This window comes from Rossellomorea vietnamensis, assembly GCF_001305855.1.
Classification (GTDB): Bacteria; Bacillota; Bacilli; order Bacillales; family Bacillaceae_B; genus Rossellomorea; species Rossellomorea vietnamensis_A.
This window is the reverse complement of sequence record NZ_LIXZ01000006.1, coordinates 137,805-157,111: the sequence shown is the minus strand read 5'-3', so window position 1 is coordinate 157,111 and position 19,307 is coordinate 137,805. Positions and strand designations below refer to the sequence as shown.

The 19,307-nt window shown below is 42.4% G+C and carries 22 protein-coding genes and 1 riboswitch; of the genes, 4 read left to right on the top strand and 18 right to left on the bottom strand.

Annotated features, from left to right (window positions below):
• Window positions 1-5 precede the first annotated feature (5 nt).
• Window positions 6-806, bottom strand: coding sequence for a spore cortex-lytic enzyme (sleB, locus tag AM506_RS09850; RefSeq protein WP_430341603.1), 801 nt, complete (start codon window positions 804-806; stop codon window positions 6-8).
• Window positions 807-1,064: 258 nt separating this feature from the next.
• On the opposite strand from sleB, the gene AM506_RS09845 reads away from it, so the two are divergent.
• Window positions 1,065-1,409, top strand: a complete 345-nt coding sequence (locus AM506_RS09845; protein ID WP_034758298.1) for a hypothetical protein — start codon at window positions 1,065-1,067, stop codon at window positions 1,407-1,409.
• A gap of 69 nt (window positions 1,410-1,478) precedes the next feature.
• Here the strand turns inward: AM506_RS09845 and prsW are convergent, their stop codons facing one another.
• Window positions 1,479-2,162: a glutamic-type intramembrane protease PrsW gene (prsW, locus tag AM506_RS09840; protein ID WP_060672323.1), complete on the bottom strand. Its 684-nt coding sequence runs from the start codon at window positions 2,160-2,162 to the stop codon at window positions 1,479-1,481.
• 86 nt (window positions 2,163-2,248) lie between these two features.
• On the opposite strand from prsW, the gene AM506_RS09835 reads away from it, so the two are divergent.
• Complete coding sequence (locus AM506_RS09835) at window positions 2,249-3,226, top strand: asparaginase (RefSeq protein WP_060672322.1); 978 nt, start codon at window positions 2,249-2,251, stop codon at window positions 3,224-3,226.
• Window positions 3,227-3,293: 67 nt separating this feature from the next.
• On the opposite strand, the gene AM506_RS09830 is transcribed toward AM506_RS09835, so the two are convergent.
• From AM506_RS09830 to AM506_RS09800, 7 genes are all read right to left on the bottom strand, one after another.
• Window positions 3,294-4,259 carry a YpdA family putative bacillithiol disulfide reductase gene (locus tag AM506_RS09830; RefSeq protein ID WP_060672321.1) on the bottom strand — a complete coding sequence of 322 codons (966 nt, stop codon included), beginning with the start codon at window positions 4,257-4,259 and terminating at the stop codon, window positions 3,294-3,296.
• 233 nt (window positions 4,260-4,492) lie between these two features.
• A complete protein-coding gene (locus AM506_RS09825) occupies window positions 4,493-5,770 on the bottom strand; it encodes a Glu/Leu/Phe/Val family dehydrogenase (RefSeq protein ID WP_060672320.1) in 1,278 nt (425 codons plus the stop codon).
• A gap of 614 nt (window positions 5,771-6,384) precedes the next feature.
• Window positions 6,385-6,969: an adaptor protein MecA gene (locus AM506_RS09820; protein WP_060672319.1), complete on the bottom strand. Its 585-nt coding sequence runs from the start codon at window positions 6,967-6,969 to the stop codon at window positions 6,385-6,387.
• A gap of 71 nt (window positions 6,970-7,040) precedes the next feature.
• Window positions 7,041-7,952 carry a MerR family transcriptional regulator gene (locus AM506_RS09815; RefSeq protein WP_060672318.1) on the bottom strand — a complete coding sequence of 304 codons (912 nt, stop codon included), beginning with the start codon at window positions 7,950-7,952 and terminating at the stop codon, window positions 7,041-7,043.
• A gap of 97 nt (window positions 7,953-8,049) precedes the next feature.
• Entirely contained in the window at window positions 8,050-8,814 is a 765-nt protein-coding gene (locus tag AM506_RS09810; protein ID WP_060672317.1) for a metallophosphoesterase, read from the bottom strand.
• Window positions 8,807-9,190, bottom strand: a complete 384-nt coding sequence (locus AM506_RS09805; RefSeq protein ID WP_060672316.1) for a hypothetical protein — start codon at window positions 9,188-9,190, stop codon at window positions 8,807-8,809. The genes AM506_RS09810 and AM506_RS09805 overlap by 8 nt, the downstream gene beginning before the upstream one ends.
• 59 nt (window positions 9,191-9,249) lie before the next feature.
• Window positions 9,250-9,885 carry a CBS domain-containing protein gene (locus tag AM506_RS09800; RefSeq protein ID WP_060672315.1) on the bottom strand — a complete coding sequence of 212 codons (636 nt, stop codon included), beginning with the start codon at window positions 9,883-9,885 and terminating at the stop codon, window positions 9,250-9,252.
• Window positions 9,886-10,110: 225 nt separating this feature from the next.
• On the opposite strand from AM506_RS09800, the gene AM506_RS09795 reads away from it, so the two are divergent.
• Window positions 10,111-10,371 carry a spore coat protein CotJB gene (locus tag AM506_RS09795; RefSeq protein WP_060672314.1) on the top strand — a complete coding sequence of 87 codons (261 nt, stop codon included), beginning with the start codon at window positions 10,111-10,113 and terminating at the stop codon, window positions 10,369-10,371.
• A gap of 55 nt (window positions 10,372-10,426) precedes the next feature.
• On the opposite strand, the gene AM506_RS09790 is transcribed toward AM506_RS09795, so the two are convergent.
• The 7 genes from AM506_RS09790 to AM506_RS09760 form a co-directional block, all read right to left on the bottom strand.
• Window positions 10,427-10,882, bottom strand: coding sequence for a DUF2663 family protein (locus tag AM506_RS09790; protein ID WP_060672313.1), 456 nt, complete (start codon window positions 10,880-10,882; stop codon window positions 10,427-10,429).
• 102 nt (window positions 10,883-10,984) lie between these two features.
• Entirely contained in the window at window positions 10,985-12,133 is a 1,149-nt protein-coding gene (locus AM506_RS09785; protein WP_060672312.1) for a glycosyltransferase family 4 protein, read from the bottom strand.
• A 51-nt stretch (window positions 12,134-12,184) separates the two neighbouring features.
• Window positions 12,185-12,709, bottom strand: coding sequence for a phosphatase PAP2 family protein (locus AM506_RS09780; RefSeq protein WP_060672311.1), 525 nt, complete (start codon window positions 12,707-12,709; stop codon window positions 12,185-12,187).
• 158 nt (window positions 12,710-12,867) lie between these two features.
• On the bottom strand, window positions 12,868-13,578 hold the full coding sequence (locus AM506_RS22745) for a LysM peptidoglycan-binding domain-containing protein (protein WP_060672310.1): 711 nt from the start codon (window positions 13,576-13,578) through the stop codon (window positions 12,868-12,870).
• Window positions 13,571-14,170, bottom strand: a complete 600-nt coding sequence (locus tag AM506_RS09770) for a CPBP family intramembrane glutamic endopeptidase (protein ID WP_060672309.1) — start codon at window positions 14,168-14,170, stop codon at window positions 13,571-13,573. The genes AM506_RS22745 and AM506_RS09770 overlap by 8 nt, the downstream gene beginning before the upstream one ends.
• Window positions 14,171-14,179: 9 nt before the next feature.
• Complete coding sequence (locus AM506_RS09765) at window positions 14,180-15,652, bottom strand: RecQ family ATP-dependent DNA helicase (protein ID WP_060672308.1); 1,473 nt, start codon at window positions 15,650-15,652, stop codon at window positions 14,180-14,182.
• Window positions 15,630-16,694: a helix-turn-helix domain-containing protein gene (locus tag AM506_RS09760; RefSeq protein WP_060672307.1), complete on the bottom strand. Its 1,065-nt coding sequence runs from the start codon at window positions 16,692-16,694 to the stop codon at window positions 15,630-15,632. The genes AM506_RS09765 and AM506_RS09760 overlap by 23 nt, the downstream gene beginning before the upstream one ends.
• Window positions 16,695-16,917: 223 nt before the next feature.
• Between AM506_RS09760 and AM506_RS09755 the strand changes: the two genes are divergently transcribed.
• On the top strand, window positions 16,918-17,166 hold the full coding sequence (locus tag AM506_RS09755) for a ferredoxin (protein ID WP_034758261.1): 249 nt from the start codon (window positions 16,918-16,920) through the stop codon (window positions 17,164-17,166).
• A gap of 108 nt (window positions 17,167-17,274) precedes the next feature.
• On the opposite strand, the gene AM506_RS09750 is transcribed toward AM506_RS09755, so the two are convergent.
• The gene (locus AM506_RS09750) at window positions 17,275-17,844 is read right to left on the bottom strand and encodes an ECF transporter S component (RefSeq protein WP_060672306.1); all 570 of its coding nucleotides are present in this window, start codon (window positions 17,842-17,844) and stop codon (window positions 17,275-17,277) included.
• Window positions 17,845-17,997: 153 nt separating this feature from the next.
• Window positions 17,998-18,132, bottom strand: a riboswitch (FMN riboswitch).
• A 112-nt stretch (window positions 18,133-18,244) separates the two neighbouring features.
• Window positions 18,245-19,138, bottom strand: coding sequence for a peptidoglycan DD-metalloendopeptidase family protein (locus AM506_RS22065; RefSeq protein ID WP_082386305.1), 894 nt, complete (start codon window positions 19,136-19,138; stop codon window positions 18,245-18,247).
• Between the last annotated feature and the right edge of the window lie 169 nt (window positions 19,139-19,307).

Below are 19,307 nucleotides of genomic sequence, written 5' to 3'. Positions count from 1 at the left end.
CCTCTTTAACTACAGAATATGTGTTTTCCAATTTTCTTGATTTGGGGACGGGACCAAATCCACTTACTTGTTGCCGTCGCTGGATTAAAGTAATACAGGGCACTTGATGACGGATCCCATCCGTTAATCGCATCCAACACTGCTTCTTTTGCTCTTTCATTGGGGGTTAACCAGATTTGACCATCAGCTACAGCTGTGAACGCACCTGGTTCAAAGATGACCCCAGCCACGGTATTGGGAAATGCCGAGCTGTCTACCCGATTCAGAATGACTGCCGCAACAGCCACTTGTCCCTCGTATGGTTCACCACGTGATTCTCCATATACTGCGTTTGCAATCAATTGAATGTCATTTTGAGAGAAACCATTCGGCGTATTCACCGCCGTCGGCTTAGACGGGGCCGGCTTGTTTTGAGCAGGAGCCTTTGCCCCTCCCCCACCTGTCGAACCATTTTGCTTATCTAAATCTGTCCCGCCATAATGGCTGAAGTCATTGCCTTTTTCAATTTGATTTTTTACATATTCCTTATTGTACTTTGATGCCTTCACAAGTTTTTCTTTCGTTTTCGCACCGGCAAGGCCATCGATCGGAAGACCGAACTCATATTGAAAGTTTCTGAGTGCCCAATAGGTCCCCCATCCAAATACACCATCAATATCGCCGTTATAATACCCGATATATTGAAGTCTGGATTGAAGCTCGATTACATCCTCACCCGTTGCGCCATGCTGAATTACCTGGTTTGTAAAAGCGTCTGCCTTCTCCCCTTCAGAAGAAATCATAAGTAGAGAACACATAAGCACCATGACGACTGAAGTAGAAACCCATTTGAAACGACTATTCATAATGCCTTAACCTCCATATCTTCAATTAACATTAACTCTAGTTTTTGTAGAGGCTCCCATTTTATACAAGTGGGAGCATTAAAAATTTAAAACTATAAAAAGCGCCTGCAAAAGTGAAGCACTTTGATAAGACACTGTAATATCTCAGCAAAAGGGATGTAAACATGCAAGGTTATAATGAGTGTGGGATACTTCATTAATTCAAACAGGAGGGTCATGATGGAGGATTATTTAGCGAAATCTTTGGATGAATGGAAAGAGGATATTTCAGAGGTATTGGATCAAATCAATACTGATTATGAGGAAGTAAAAAAAGAACTGAAAGTCTATTCCTATAAATACGGAATTACAAAGCAGGTCATTCAATCCACGGTAAATGAAGAAATCATTGAAAATATCAGGGAAATGTATCATAAGCCATTTGAAGAAAAGTATAGTGAACTGAAAGAATACATACGCGACTTGGATGAAAAAAGAAAAGTATTTCAGATGTTTGTGAACAAAATTGATGAAGTGAAGCGGAAAGAATCGCCGAAAACCGATCTTGCTGCTGCTTATAAATAAATCGAACCCCCGCATTTAGCGGGGGTTCTTCTCATTCAATGAAAAAGATGCTCCCTATGGTGAGCATCTTTAAATGACTTCTTTCTTCAATTCCCTTTTGTACTTTTTTTCTGTAAGCTGGTGGGCACTCTTCACTTTTTTTAATCCGAGCCACCATAAGAAAAACATAAATGGAACCATATAGTAAAACCAGTTTTTCTCAGCAAGGAAAATATAATTGTAAGTTCCATGTAACAAGATAGGTAATGAGATGGCTAGAAAAAGCCATTTATGCCTTTCTTCTCGGGATGAGAACTTGGCTTTTCCTAAATAGTACCCCATAATGACTCCGAAAAGGGCATGACTCGAAACAGGGAGTACCGCCCTCCCAAATGCGTGCTCAACGCCATTGCCGATTAAATATAGTATATTTTCTACAGTAGCGAATCCAAGAGAAACACTGGCCCCATACACAATCCCGTCATAAGGTTCGTTAAAGTCCACGTGCTGGAAGATTGCAAACATCAAAATAAACCACTTGAAAAATTCTTCGAGGAGCCCTGAGGAGATGAAGGCTGTAGACCAATTTGCGTCAATGATCCCTTCCACTTCCAGTACATATTGTAAAAACATAATCGGAAAGGTAATGAGTGCCCCGTACATAAACGTTTTAAACACCAATGTAATGGGTTCGGCCTCATATTGATCCCGTAAATAAAAGTAACTTAACAATGCTAATCCTGGTGCTATACCCGCTGATAAAATCACCAGCATAAAAAGTCCTCTTTTCTTTCGGTTTTCTTAATCGTATCATGTTAGTGTAGGATTGGAAATAGGAATTTAAATGGTTGGAGGAATGAATGATGAAGAAAGATATTTTAGTCATACATACAGGCGGCACCATCTCGATGATGGAAGACGAACAGACGGGAGCCGTTACCCCGGGCAAGGAAAACCCGCTTTCTGTACAGACGTCCATCGTCTCAAACCTGGCAAATGTGACGGTCGAAGAAGCATTCCATCTGCCTTCCCCACATATTACGCCGGAGCATATGCAGCAGCTGAAAGAAATCATCGAAAAAAAGTATCGGGAAAAGCCATTTGACGGGGTCGTCATCACCCATGGAACAGACACACTGGAAGAAACGGCGTATTTCTTGGACTTGACCCTCTCCCTCCCCATCTCGATCGTGGTGACAGGAGCCATGAGATCAAGCAATGAAATAGGTGCCGACGGTTTATATAACCTGATATCATCTGTCCGGGTAGCGGCGGACGACAAATCCAAGAACAAAGGGGTTTTAGTTGTGCTGAACGACGAGATCCATTCAGCGAAAAATGTGACCAAAACCCATACAAGCAATGTATCGACTTTTCAAAGCCCTCAGTATGGTCCGATCGGGATCGTGACGAAAAGAGGGGTGCTCTTTCATCACCAGCCTACCTCGAACGAGCACTACGAGGTATGTGACATTTCCAAGAGGGTGACACTCATCAAGGCTTACGCAGGGATGGATTCAGGCTTACTGAGGGCCATTAAAGATCTTCAGTACGACGGGGTCGTCATCGAAGCATTGGGTCAGGGGAATCTCCCGCCGGAAACGGTGATGGGCATCGAGGAGCTGTTAGAATCGAATATTCCCGTCGTATTGGTTTCCAGATGCTTCAACGGGATTGTCCAGGACATTTACGGATATGCCGGTGGTGGAAAACAACTGAAGGAAAAAGGAGTCATCTTTTCAAACGGCCTAAATGGACAAAAGGCCAGAATCAAGCTTGTAGTAGCCCTTTCCCAAATAAAAGACATGAAAAAATTGGAAGATATCTTCAAAAACTAGTAAAGACCCAGAGTAATAAAGAAATAAGAAAGAGGCTCCTCTGTGAGCCTCTTTCTCATTCTTCACCCTATTTTTTCATGCCAGTGATGGATTCAGCAATCAGCCCTCCATGCAAACGCCCGTTTTCAATAAAGATTTCATTTGCATTGTTTCCTGCAGCAATGACACCAGCAATATAGACGCCGTCTACATTTGTTTCCATCGTTTCGGGATTATGGGCAGGACGCCCTGTTTCCTTATCGATTTCTATTCCAATCTTCTTAAGGAAGCTGTGATCGGGATGATAGCCGGTCATGGCAAACACAAAATCACTCTTCACTTCTTTCTTTACTCCATCAACGTTGTAAAGAACAGAATCCCCGGTTATTTCATCCACACATGCCTGAAACTCCATCGTCACCTCACCGTTTCTTACAAGGGCATCAAAATTCGGGAGGATCCAGGGCTTGACACTCTTGGAATATTCACTTCCACGGTATAAAACGGTGACCCTTGCCCCCGCTTTATTCAATTCGAGAGCTGCATCAACTGCGGAGTTTTTCCCTCCGATGACCACCACATCCGTATCAAAAAAAGGATGGGCTTCTTTAAAATAATGAAACACATGCTCTTGTCTCTCTCCCGGGATATCCATATAATTCGGGTTGTCGTAGTATCCGGTTGCGATGACAATCGACTTACTTTCATAAAGACCCTTAGAAGTAGCCACCGTAAAGCTACCTTCGTGCTTCTCTACTTTATGGACGGTTTCAAACCGGTTGATTCTCAACTTTTTACGCTTCGCCACTTCGCGATAATATACCAATGCCTGATTCCTTCTCGGCTTATGTTCTTCAATGACAAAAGGCACCTCACCGATCTCGAGCTTCTCACTCGACGAAAAGAAGGTTTGATGGGTAGGGTAGTGGTAAATCGCATTGACGATATTCCCTTTTTCAATGATCAAAGGATTGATTCCTTTTACTTTCAGACTAATGGCGGCAGATAACCCACACGGTCCTCCACCTATAACAATGCATTCTTCCATTTTCAAATTCAGACACTCCTTCAATTCCTCTATCTGAATGGTCATGTTCATCCGTACACTTCAGATTTTTAAATAGTCTTTACTCAGTTATTATGGAATAAGATTGCGTCCAGGTCAAAAAGGAGCCCTCGACCTCTCGGGACCCACACTCATATTATTGTTCCATCGGCAGGATTGAATGGGATTCCCAAAGAAAAAAAGGGCGGGAAGACATGCACCCCACCCTTTTTAGTATATCGCTAAATCCAACCCCTGAACCTGCAGGCTTCCGCCATTTTCCTTACACCAACCATATAGGCGGCGAGCCTCATATCCACTCTTCTTGTTTGAGACGTTTCATACACATTATTAAACGAGCTGATCAGGATCTTTTCCAGTTTCTCTTCCACTTCTTCTTCTGTCCAGTAATACCCTTGGTTGTTCTGAACCCACTCGAAGTACGAAACCGTCACTCCACCTGACGACGCTAACACATCTGGTACCAATAGAATACCGCGTTCTGTCAAAATCTTCGTCGCTTCTAATGTTGTCGGTCCGTTGGCAGCTTCGACGACGATGCTTGCCCTGATATTACGGGCATTCTTGTCCGTGATTTGATTTTCGATGGCTGCAGGCACAAGAATGTCACAATCAAGCTCCAGTAGTTCTTCATTGGTAATCGTATTATTGAACAACTTCGTAACTGTTCCAAAGCTGTCGCGTCTGTCCAGCAAATAATCGATATCCAATCCGGCCTCATCGTGCAGGCCGCCGTAGGCATCAGAGATCCCGATCACCTTCGCACCGGCGTCATGCATGAATTTGGCAAGGAAACTGCCCGCATTTCCGAAACCTTGAACGACCACCCTTGCCCCTTCGAGTTTGATTCCCTTTTTCTTCGCCGCTTCATGGATACAGATCGTCACCCCTTTGGCAGTTGCCGTTTCACGGCCGTGGGATCCTCCCAGCACCAATGGTTTACCGGTAATGAATCCTGGAGAATTGTACTCATCAATCCGACTGTATTCATCCATCATCCACGCCATGATTTGCGAGTTTGTGAAAACATCCGGTGCAGGAATGTCTTTAGAAGGTCCTACAATTTGGCTGATGGCACGTACATATCCACGGCTTAATCGCTCCAGCTCCCTAAATGACATATCCCGGGGATCACAGATGATCCCGCCTTTACCTCCCCCATATGGAAGATCGACGATTCCGCATTTCAAGCTCATCCATATGGAAAGTGCTTTCACTTCCTTCTCCGAAACGTTTGGATGAAAGCGGATCCCGCCCTTTGTCGGTCCGACCGCATCATTGTGCTGGGCACGATAGCCCGTAAACACCTTTACTTTTCCATCGTCCATCCGGACTGGTATTTTAACCGTTAACATACGAATTGGTTCTTTTAATAGTTCATAAACTTCTTCTGAATACCCTAATTTATCGAGCGCAAGATGAATAACCGTTTGTGTAGATTTCAGCACATCATGCTGCTCTGATGCTTGGTGATTTTCTTTCCCCTTTTCGGCTACCATGTATGTAAACCTCCCAGTATCCTTCACTGTTTAGCAGAACCTCGTCCGCTTTCATGACATAGTATACACGTTTGATTTCCACTTGCAAAGAAGGAAAATTCAATATGGAGCATTTTTTTGAAAACGCTATCATTTAAGAAAAGCGGAGGCGGCTCGTTTAGAGGCGACAAGCATAAGGCGAATCGGATGGAAAGGCGTTCTTTGCCTTTTTGGCCGGTTTGACTTATGACCTCGAGCCTCTAGCCGCCGGAGCTGGACACATCGAAAAGCGCAGGCGGCTTGTTCAGGCCCGACAAGCATAAGGCGAATCAACCGGAAAGGCGTCCTTTGCCTTTTTGGTTGATTTGACTTATGACCTCGAGGGACTAGCCGCCGGAGCTGGACACATCGAAAAGCGGAGGCGGCTTGTTCAGGCCCGACAAGCATAAGGCGAATCAACCGGAAAGGCGTCCTTTGCCTTTTTGGTTGATTTGACTTATGACCTCGAGGGACTAGCCGCCGGAGCTGGACACATYGAAAAGCTCCAAACCCAAAAAAACACCCCCAGGATTGATCCTGAGAGTGCAAAAAGACAATTTCCTTATATTTAAAGGGGGTAAAGATTTCATATCAGTTCAAAAATAAAACAATATCTTTCCAATGGAATCCCTTAATAACACAACTCGGCCATATTCCATCAGGACATGCTTTGTGATCGTCGAGTTTTGACCGTATTCGGCGCAAATCGCTTCCAGGATGAAGCTGTCGGCTTCAAGCAAATTCTCTATAAGTACGTAATATTTTTTTTTATAGTAAAAAATACTGCATTGACTGAGGGAATGGCTCAGCTTCCCCATCTTATTGATCCGTTTAAGAAGGGTGAGTAAGTCCTCGAAATCATCGAAATACACGAGAACATCGTGATCATTCATGGATTTCATCATTTCGGTACCTTCTTCCCAGTCAGAGAAGTCATCTTCTGATTCCAACGTGAGGATCAAGCAGATTTCCTGCTCATCGAATGATTCGATCTCCACTGTGATTTCCATTTGCGTTTCGATGCCGAACTTCCCTTGTACTTCATCTAACATGTCTTCGAACAGATCATGCCACATATAAGAATCTTTCCATTGGTCTTGTTCAAATAAGCCTTTTTGTTCTAACTCTTCTACACTAATGGAAAATTTTATTTTATTGTCCGAAATTCTTTCGAGCTTCATCTTCGTACCCCCCAGAGTGTGACGATTTATCATCATACTATGTAAGGGGCGAAAAACAGTGCATACTCCACTTATAATTTACTTTTGAGCCATTGTTCCCACTGAGATTTGGTTTGTCCCACGATATGTTCATCAAAATCTGCTTTTAAGTCTTTGGACAGGTGATCAACGGCGAATCCACCCATCCCGATCACAAGATCCTTCCGCTCGTTCTTTAAGGACGTAACGAGGGAAAGGAGGTTATCGACATTTTCAAGCAGTGTGCATGAGAAGAATAAAAACTTTGGATTCACTTCATCCAGCACGATGTCAATATCATTCTCTTTTATGCTCGATCCCAGATAGATGACTTCAAACCCCTTTCTGCGAACATAAAGGGTGAAGATCAATAATCCTAATTCATGCCATTCTCCAGGACCGCAGACAGCCACTACCTTGGGTAATATCCCGTTATGCGGGAATGAATGCATAATGATACCGATTCGGGATCTGAGGATGGAAGTGGCAAAATGCTCATGGGCTGTCGTGATTTCATCATTTTCCCATAAATCCCCGATCCTTACCAGGAGGCTGCCGAGAATATCGATGACCACCTTGTCGATGGTATACACCGAAAACGATTGGTTGATCAATTCATGGGCTTTTGTTTCATCAAAACTCAATAAAGCCTTTAAAAGATCATCTGAAATCGTTTGGGTGCGATCCTTTTGTTCAGAGGATGTGATTTCATTCTCTTCTAGTTCCTGTTTGTCCAGTAACGCAACGGCCTGGCTGATGGTGAAGCCTTGGTCGACCTTTTCAACCAGCCATTTCAATATATTTAAATGCTGTTCGGTATACAAACGGTGACCGGATTCATTCCGCACTGGTGCAATGATCTGATACCTTCTCTCCCAAGCACGCAATGTTCCCGGTTGAATCCCTAAAATGGTAGACACAGCTTTAATATTGTATTTGCCTTCCAACTTCTTTTCATTGCTCATAAATAGTCCCCCAAGTATTTCTCATCTCTCCAAAATTATAACCCGAGAAACCTCTTTGTGTAAAATTTGTATAGGTAATGAATAACATTTGTTCATTTCATCCTTTATGCATCACCAACAAATGGGTTTCGGCCGGGGCACCAAGTCGCAAAGGAATGGCAGTGGTCCCGTAGCCATTACTTACTAATAGGGTGGTCTCGTGGAGAGTTTCAAGTCTCCCTTTTTTATACATCCCCCAGCCGAACAGTCGAATCTGCCCTCCGTGTGTATGACCGCTCATCATGAAGTCGATTCCGTCTTTTTTCTGAACTTGATTCACAAGTCTTGGATCATGACTGACCAAAAGATTGAATTCATCAGGGCGTACCTGTTCAAGAGAAGCCTGATAATTTGCCCGTTGGGTACTTGCGTCATCCACTCCTATCAAGTTCATGACACCGTTATGAATCTTTACTTTCACTGAAGAATTGACGATTTCGACGATTCCTTTTTTCTTGAATATCTGTTTTAACCTGCTGGTATTCACTTCATAGTCATTATTTCCCCATACGAAATAAACGCTCCCCAATGTCAGGAGTTTGTCGAGATTTCGTTCGACCCTTGAAAAAGGCACCCCTTTTTCCAAAAGATCCCCACCGATGATGACAAGATCCGTCTTTCCTTTCACGTCTTCGATGATTTCATTTGAAATTTCCCGTTTATGTATATCAGAAATAAAAAAAAGGGATATGGGCTTCATATGTTCAGGATAGTGAGGCAGTTTAACTCTTTCAATCTTTACAACGTTACGTCGGGCTTCATATAACATATATATGAGGAGGCTGGCTCCCCCTAATAATAAAATCATACAAAATTCAAGCATTATGGCCTCCTTGACGGCGAAAATCTATTGAAATGATACCATAAAAAATGGCTGAACAGGAAAAAATCACGGATTGCCCAATGCCATATCCGCTCAACACGTAGATCACCGCTAAGTGAAAAGGGATGAGGATCAGTTCTTTATGTAGTTTCCCGTTCCATAATTGAAGGAAAGAATAGAATTCCGCTTTCAATACATTCACCTGGCACAAGATCCCGATCATAAAAGCAATGGACGCAGCAAAGAACTGTACCGGATTGAGGACCATCTCCACAATGAATTCTGGATTTGTAAATCGTTCTGAGGCCGGAAACCATGTAATGAATAGATACCCTAAAAGAAACGTAATTATCAGTTTCGCAAAATGATTGATCAAAAAAATCCCTCCCATAAATCTTATGAGAAGGATTTTGTTTCATACAGGGATTTATTCAATTATTCGTCTTCATGAATATCGAGAATTCGGAAGCCCGATTTTTCTAACTTATGAAGGAATTTATCCATATTGTCCCTCTTTTCCACCTTCAAGACAATACGACGTAATAATTTATCGGATTCATCGAACGTGACAAGGGATATCACCGATTCTGAATATTGCTGGATAATGTCACCGAGCCTCGCGATCCGTCCTTCCGTTTCTACAGAAGAGAAAGCGATGCGGACCCCTTTTTGATCCATGCCAAATGCACTTCTGAATTGATCCAGGACGTCAAAGCGTGTAACGAGTCCGAGGAACTTATGATTTTCACCTACCACCGGAAGGATCGGCGAATCTTTTAATTCGACCAATGCCTTTTCAAATACATCTTTTTCGGTCATATATTTGTCCGAATCCGTGATGATATCACTGACCTTTTTCTCTTTGACAAAGGTTTCCTTATCCATTCCTGAAAGGAAGAAGCTTTGATAGATATTGTAACGGGTCGCTACGCCTTTAAACTCTTCATTCGAAAGGACAGGTACCCCGTCGATTTTATGGTGTTCGAGCACCGTCAGCGTCTTTTCAACTGAATCGTTTACATCCACCACATAGCATTTGTGTTTCGGTATCATGGCATTTTTAACAAACATTTGACCACCTCATCATTAATTTCCTACACCTTATGTATTCAACATTTCATCTGTATTTCCCTTCATTCTTATGAATTTATATAAATTATCATGTTCCCATTCCTCCATTCATATGTTGTTACGAAGGATTTTATTTACGAGGAGGAACAGGTATGCAGGAATTTTAGACTTCATAATATCCATATTAATAATCCCTGCGAAAAAACGAAGGGAGAGTGGTCCCATATGAAACAGCTTCCCGTCCATTATTACGAAGTGTTGGAAGAACTGCAGGCGATCGATTTCGTCATTGTCGATCTCACTCTGTACCTTGATACCCACCCGCAAGACTATGAAGCCATCTCACAGTACAATATGTATGTAAAAACGCGAAAACAAATTAAAAAGAAATTTGAAAAGGAGTTCGGTCCCCTCACCCATTATGGATACAGCTACTCCAATTACCCATGGAATTGGAAAGATGCACCGTGGCCATGGCAAGTGTGAGATCTGTTCATGCCTTGAGAACTCACCCCCAGTGCTTCCATGAAGCACTGGATTCTCATTTACTGCCATGAAAGAGATTGATATCCCATTCTTTTTTCATTTTATCGTATACATGATGCCTTTTTTTCCACGCTTCTTCTTTCCATAAATCTTTACTGCGATCAATGACTTCGCATCTTAATGCATGAAACTCTTTTTCTTTTTTTTCCTTTTTTTCATATAATATTTTTGCAGCTCCGAATAGCACTACCAGAAACAGAGCCATGAATAAGTGAATGGAATCTGAAACAAAGATGGAGAACATCGCAGCAAATGAATATGAATAAGGGCCTGACACGAATTTCGTCAAATAGTACAGAAAAAAGAAGGATGCAAACATCGTCCCCCATAATGTATATAGATGAAGAGCCTTCGCTCTATCAAATTTTTGTTTTTTTTCAATCAGGTTATAGAGCATTTGCTCCGTTGCTTGGTCTGTCCATTCCCCAAATTCCTTTCCTCCACGAGCCATCCCTACCCACTCCTTTCCTCCCTATAGTGTATGAGCATGTCCTGAGAGATAGAATCAGCAACTAAAAAAGGACCCCCTTATGAGGACCCTTCTTGAATACTTTTATGAGCTGTACCGTTGCGTTTGTGTATGGAAGGAACTCACTTCCCTGAATTCAGATATGAGTCCTTCAAAGATAGCATCCCAGGATTGTTTTTCAGCCATTTGAAGTGCTTTTCGTTTCATGTATATCAGTCGGTCTCCATCCAGCAATTCGATGATTTGGTGAATGAAGGACTGATATCGATGAGCTTCCGCTATCAGTCCTGTATGATTATGCTCGACGATATTCGTCACTCCCCCCCTGTCTGCGACTATGGCAGGCAATCCTGAAGCCATTGCTTCCAGTACAACATTCCCAAATGTCTCAGAAGCTGAAGGGAAGACAAACAGATCGGAGGATGCATATGTTTCTGCAAGTTCTTTCCCTGTCAGATAGCCTGTGAAGATGACGTTTTCACCTTGAGTCTTATCAATAAGCTCTTTCTTCAGCGGTCCATCGCCTACGATGACCCATTGGACCTGCTCCTTCATCTCCATGGGAAGATGCTTGATCGTTTTTTCCAGTGTATCCAAGTCTTTCTCAGGTGCAAGCCTCCCTACATAAAGGAGGATATATTTCTTCTCAATCTTATATTTTTCCCTAAGGGTGGAATTTCGCTTCTTGGGTGAATAGGCCGTACAATCGACCCCCCTCCCCCATATGGACAAGTCGGTAAAGCCCTGTTTCATCAGATGAAGCCTCGTTTCCTCAGAAGGGACGAGTATTCGGTCTGCATGTGAATAAAACCACTTCATATATTTCCATAATAACGGGGCTGCCCACATCATTTTGTAATAGTTCAAGTACACATCAAAATGTGTATGATAAGAAGCCACCAGGGGGAGGTCCAATTTCTTTGCTCCACGGATTCCGAATAGCCCCATTGTCAGGGGTGTGGTTACATGAATCAGCGTAGGAGAGAAATCCATTAGCTGCTTTCGGATTGTCTTTGGATTTGCTATGGCCGTCCGGCATTCTGGATAAAGAAAGAAGGGAAAACTCGTGAATGAGTGTACATTAGGATAATTCTCCTTTTTATCCTGAAGGTCAGGTACAAACACTTTGTATTCAATCCTTCTTTTATCATAATAATCCGTCAGCCTTTTTAACGTCCTTGACACTCCGTTTACTTGCGGATAATACGTATCAGAAAAAAGTGCTACCCTCATTACCCTTCCCCCTTTTGAGAATACAATTATTATCAGCTTTCGGTAAACTTCTCAGAAGAACAAGATGACCATCATAGTCGTGGCAAAGGCAAGAAAGGCACCTGCCAATACATCAGAAGGATAATGCACCCCGAGGACGACTCTTGAATACCCAACGAGCCAGCTCAACGGGAACAGAACGAGTATCGTCACCGGATAGTGGATCATAAAGGGGATGGTGAGGGAGAATATGGCAGTTGAATGTCCTGACGGAAATGAGTGATCCTTGAATTGATAGCCATGGATGATGGCACCCGGAAGTGTCATATAAGGACGTATTCTTTTGACACCCTTTTTCAAGAACATCATCAGGATATGGCTGACGAATAGAGAAACCGCAGCCGCAGTGACCGTATCCTTGAGCCAGATATAATGCTGACACATGATAAACAGGATGACGATGGATCCCACTGTAACCTTCGCCCCTCCCAAATGAGTCACGTATCCAAAGAATGAACGATACAGCTCCTTACTACCATTGATCCTGTAAAACAACTTATCATCTGCATGACGAAAGCGCGTCATCATATTGTCCATATCATCGACTCCCTTCCCTTTACTAATATTTCAGTTCCATTATATTTCCGATATGTAATTCCTTTACTAATCCCATGTAAATTCTATTTGTAAATGTTGCAAATAATTGTAAATCCGCCAAAAAAAAACACCCATCACAAGATGATAGGGTGGATGTTTTATTGATCTAACGGGATTTCCAACACTTGGCCGGTTTGAATATCAGTATCCTTAATCTTATTCCATTCTTTGATCCGATCAACGCCTGATGGGGAATGGTAGTAATTCATGGCGATCCGATATAAGGTTTCCTTTGGTTTAACCGTATGATACACAACCTTGACCTTTGGCTCTTCTTTCTTTATCTCTTGTGGTTCTTCTTTTGTTTCTTCTATTGGTTCTTTTTTTATCTGTTCCTTCGGCTTTTCTTCTACCGTTTCTTTAGGTGGCGGCGCCGAGGCTTGTTGATTCTTCTCCCCAGTAGAGGAAGCGGACTCGTTCGATGATGCATTTTTCTGATCCGTATCAGGGGGATCTTCTTCCGTTTGAGGGGTGATGGCAGCCTCACTTTCTTCTTGTTCATTTTCAGATTGATCATAACGGACTTCAACCACGTCATCTACATCTTCAGACATAACCACCAGGGGACCATTTCTATGATCAAATAAAGAGTACAGGCCAAAAACAGTCAGAGGCAATAAAATAAAAAATAAAAGCAGCATACTGATCAATGGATATTTCATTTTCCACTTGTTCTTTTTAAGTTTTTCTCTATGCAACTCACTTCTTGGGGGAAGAGGCTCCCTTTTTTTGGCTGGTGGCTCCTCAGGGACTCGTTCAATTTTTATCTTCCGTTTCGCTGCCTGATCTCGATATGGGTCTTTACTCATGTGACATCCCTTCTTTACTTCTTTGTCTTCCATTCTTACGCATGTGTAACCCGAGTAAAAAATCGATGACAAAGTGCATGATGATCGTAACCAATAAATTATCTGTGGATTCATATATGAAACCGATCCAAAAGCTGAGCAGTACTATATTGATGATTAAAAACCAATGAGCCCAATACCTGAAATGAATGAGTGCGAAAATAATGCTTGAAATGACCAGTCCAAAATGGAATTGGAGCACACCCCTGAATAATACCTCTTCACTTACACTGATAAAAAAAGCCAAAAGGGCAATTTCGTCCATGCTTCTATTAGTGAATATCTGTGCATTTACCCCGCCATCGTCATAGTATTTAGCGGGTAACACCTTCATCAGGAGGATATCGATCATGACGATCAGGAGACCGCTCGTCACCCCGACCGTCAATATGACGGGGGAAAACCTGAGTTGTTTCCAGAATTCAGATGATGTATCAAATAAAAATATACCTAATACACAGGCAATCGTTAATAGTAAAAATTGAGTGAAATATAAATGGAAAGTTAATTGCTTCTTAGTAAGCTGTTGAATGATTTCCCCTTGTTTCTGCATTGTTACCACTTATCCTAATAATAAATTTTCTAACCTTTTCTCCCATGTAATGTCGCCTGCGTCTTGTGTATTTAACACGAACGGTTTAGTCTTGAAATCATGGAGTGAATCGCCGCATATATCACAACAAAATGGATGGTCTCTATCCATTTTCTCATCGAAATAATGGAGCAGCTTCTCCCGTCTGCACGTAATGGCTTGGAGCCAGTGGATCATGGAGTACAACTTCTCCTTCTTGTATTGTAAACGATTGTCCCGGATTTGTTTCACTTTTTCTAGTAATCTATCTTGATCAAATGGCATTCCCCGGGTCAACTCATCAGTGTAATACGTCAGGAACCGGTACTGGACCTCTGTAAGCTGCAGCTGTTCGATTAACTCCTTCGACTGACCCTTTCTGCCATCGTCAATAAAGCCTCTAATTTGAACATCTTCGGGCAGCTCGCTTTCAATGAGCTGCAAGGGCAAGGAAAGATCCTGTTCAGAGTATAGCACAACTGAAACACTGCTCACTCCATCACGGCCCGCCCTTCCAATCTCCTGTAAAAACGCTTCGATACTGGATGGGAAATGAAAGTGTATGACGAAACGGATATTTTCTTTATTCACTCCCATCCCAAACGCTGAGGTTGCACAGATCATTCTCAGTTTTCCCGAAAGGAATTGCTGCTGAATTAAGATCCGCTCCTCTTGCTCCATTCCTCCGTGGTAGTGGGCAACCCCTGACACACCTTTCTCTGAAAGCCAGAGGGCAACTTCTTCTGCCATACGTTTACTGGAGAAATATACGATCCCCGGTCCATCCCACGCTCTCACACATACTAACAAAGTATTCAGCTTTTCATTTTGACCGGATACACTATGAACAAATAATCCAATATTGGCTCGATCGACTGAGTAGACCATTTCAACAGCACGACTCATTTGAAGCACCTGCTTGATGTCTTCCCTGACTTCCTTTGTTGCCGTTGCCGTCAATGCAAGGGTGGTCGGGTTTCGGAGCAGCTCCTTCAGTTCCCCGAGCTTTAGATAATCCGGCCTGAAATCAGGTCCCCACTGAGATATACAGTGGGCTTCATCAATCACATATAAGGATATATCCAGTGATTGAAGGGAAGATATGACACCTCGATTCATTAACATTTCAGGGGAAATGAAGATGAACTTATACAGATGTAATTGTTCCAAAGCGCTTCTTCTTTCCATATAGGGCAAAAAAGAATTCAGGGCGATGACCCGCTTTTCCCCCATCACTTTCATCTGTTCCACTTGATCCTGCATTAAAGAGAGCAGGGGGCTAATAATCAGCACATGCCCATCCATCAGATATCCAGGAAGCTGATAACACAGCGATTTCCCTGTCCCTGTCGGAAGCATAGCAACCGTATCCTGTTGATTCAGTACGGAATGGATGATTTCTTCCTGCCCTTCCCTAAAGGACGAGTAGCCGAATCTTTCTTTAAGTTCTCGTTGCAAATTCACGTGTTTCACCTGCCTTTGCGATAGCGACCCGGATTTGAAAATAGGTCAAATGAGGGAGCTTTTCTTTAATGGGTTTAAGTCTTTTCGTTTGCACTTCCTTCATCACTTTCAGTACATTTACATATTCTTCGCTCGTAATGAAGGGATCAATGGCCAAATCTTCTTCCGTTAAGATCAACTCGATGACATGGTCTTCAATGGTATTGAGTTTCAATTTACGAATCCGGGCAATTTCTTCGAGGGAATGCCCCCGCTTATACAAGTCGTACGTCTTGCTGGTCGATATGGTCAGGTTTTGTCTGTGATCACTTTTCAAGCTGATGGAATATAATAAAGGATAGCCTTTTGGATCCTTTTCTATTTCTGTCAGCATACCGTGGAGCAGATTCAGGAATCTGAATCTGTACTCTTCCGGATCCATTCCTATTTTCTCTGCCACCTGAAATTCCGTCCACCCGTAGTCTCGATATCCCGTTAATCGAAAGACCAATAAAGATGGGTCATTCTCTTGAGAATTCAACAGAGTGGTCAGCTCTTTAAACAACATGGACGAAAGTTGGTCACTATTAGGATTGGTCCTGATACAATCCTTTACCCATTCTTGAATAAGTTTGTTCCTCTGAACCGGGTAATAGAGGGTTTCCTGTTGTTTGGCATTGGAAAGCACTTGAACCAGGAGGCTCAATCTCATCCAGAATAGACGGGTTTGGTCACCATAGATGAGCCCGTTCATCTCTGAAGGGAAAGCATCACCAAGAAAGTGTTCTTTAACGGCTTTTGATCCCTCAACTGACAGGTGGGCATTATCGCTTTCACCAAAAGTGATCCATCCTGCTTGTTCCAATTCCGTTACCTTTTGGTTGAAATATGACCGCTTCAACTTAGGTAATGAAAGAAAAAATGGTTGCAGATGAAAGATATGTGCATCCTGAATGGATTGGGAAGACTTCTTCCCTTTTAAAATATGAAATACTGAGTAAATGGAGCGTTCTCCACTAATTTGCAAAAAACAATATAGGATCACATAATTAAGATAGGTCAATTCTCTACTCCTTAATATGTAGGTTATTGTCAAATATTGTACCATGAAATTGGCTTTTCACCATGTTTTGTTTTTCTTATATAGGATAAAAATAAAAAGAAAGCACCTAACTATTGAAAAGTCATTCAATCCTCTATAAAATAAACATTAAGTGATTTTTCACAAATTGACATTATGTATAATGATGAATTATATAGAATTATTTATCCGGGAGGTTTTTTCTTTGCCAAAATATACGATCGTTGATAAGGATACATGCATTGCATGTGGAGCTTGCGGGGCTGCCGCTCCAGACATTTACGATTATGATGATGAAGGTATTGCATTTGTAACATTAGATGATAACCAGGGAACGGTTGAAGTTCCTGACGTATTGGAAGATGATATGATCGATGCATTCGAAGGTTGCCCGACAGATTCCATTAAAGTATCTGACGAACCATTCGACGGAGATGCACTGAAATTTGAATAGTAAGGAAGAGAGCTGAGAAGATCTATTCTTCTCAGCTCTTTTTTTATGGTAAATCATTTCATTAGAAAAACCCCTCAATATGGTTGAGGGGTTCAGTTTATATAATCACTATGCCGCTTTGTTTAAGGCTACTTGCCTTGACAGCCAGCCTTGAAGGCGGATAAACAGTAAGGTAAATACGGATGTAACCAAAATCCCTTTCAGGATGTTAAATGGAACGATTCCAGTAATGATAATTTCAGCAGGAAGCTCAAAGTTCATAAAGTATTTATAAGCAGGCAGGAACACGAAATAATTCAAGATCCCCATGCTGATACTCATGACGATGGTACCTGTGATCAGCCCGGCCAACAAACCTTTTTTCGATTGAAAACGTGAATAGATGTAGTACGTTGGCAAAATCAGGAGGACTCCCGCAATAAAATTGGCCGCATGACCAATCGGAACACCTGTGTCGCTTCCGGTCATGACATAATCGATCACGTTTTTAAACAGTTCGACCAATATTCCTGCGAGCGGTCCCAGTGTGACCGTCGCAATTAATGCAGGTACATCACTGAAATCAACCATTAGAAACTTTGGAAATGGTGGAATTGGGAAGTTGAATAACATTAGTACATACGAAATGGCACTTAACATACCAACTGTGACAAACATGCGCGTATTCATTTTTTTCATAACTCTCTCTCCTTTAGGAGATTCATCTCATGTTGAAGACGGCTCAAGCCAAAGGTAGCATTAAAAAACTCCCGGATATACATATCCCGGAGAATGAAAGGCATACCCTAATAAACGTTTAGCTTCCCATTTTCTAAACGTTGTGGCAATCACCTTCATCTTCTCCCATCCAGACTATACTGTCGGCTTTGGAATCGCACCAAATCCTGCCCCAAAAGGCTCGCGGGCTTAGAAACACATGGTTTCATCACCGCCGGTAGGGAATTTCACCCTGCCCCGAAGACGAATCTTTATTTTTTTATACATTCTCATTATACATAATGTTAATGGATATGTGAAGAAAAACAGTTCGAATTCGAACTAAATAGGTGAAACCCCTTTTCTACGTTGTGCTTGACAATCAATTCACCTTTAGCACCTGTTGCGGATATATCGCCGATTCCGGGTTCAAGTCATTCCTCGCGACCAATTCATCCACGTCGATCCCCTGTGCCATAGAGATGGAGTACAGAGTGTCCCCTTGCTTCACTACGTACTGTCCTTTAGGGGATGACCCGGGAATCATCAATCTCTGATTGACCATTAACTCGGAGCTCTTCAATCCATTTTCCTGCATTATATCTTCTACCGACAGACCGTATTGTCGGGAAATCCCCCAAAGGGTCTCTCCTTGAAGTACGATATGCATCCCCTCAGCTTCACTTTCATCAGGAGGAGATACCGGATTCCCGGCGACACCGACTGCCTGGAAAGGATCTTGCACTTTCGCAAATACAAGCTGCCCGACTTCCCCATGACCGAAAACTCGATAGGGATCGATTGCATTTTCTTTATCAATCGTCCACTCCCCCCTATGTACTTCAAAATGGAGATGCGCTCCGGTTGATCTTCCCGTATTTCCTAATCGTCCAAGTTGTTGACCTTGTGCCACTTCCTGATTTTCATCGACAAGCCTGCTTTCCAGGTGAGCATAGACGGTTTCATAACCATTTTCATGCCTGATGAATACAACATGACCGTAGCTCTCTGAAAGATAAGATTTGATCACTTTTCCTTTAGCGACAGAATACACAGGTGACCCGATTTCCCCTCCGATATCCATTCCTTTGTGAGAACCAGACCTTGTACCATATGAATCTGTTATCATGCCCTCTACGGGAAAGGTCCAGGACGCTGTGTCCCCTGACACCTTATCCCCCTCTGCTTTTGCCACATTACCCGTTAAGAACATCATGAATACACATAACGTTAAAAGAAAAACGATGAAAAGCCTTCTTGCATAATCGAAAAACATGCTTGTCCTCCTTCGCTCTTATTGACAGACGTGCCGCGACTTCTATATGTATTACACCATTCTAACCTTTTCCCCCTCATTACATGCACCGGCATACATTTTGAGATATTTTTCCTTTGAGTAGTTTGTCTGTGTATGAGATAAATATTCATATCATAGCTAAATAGCA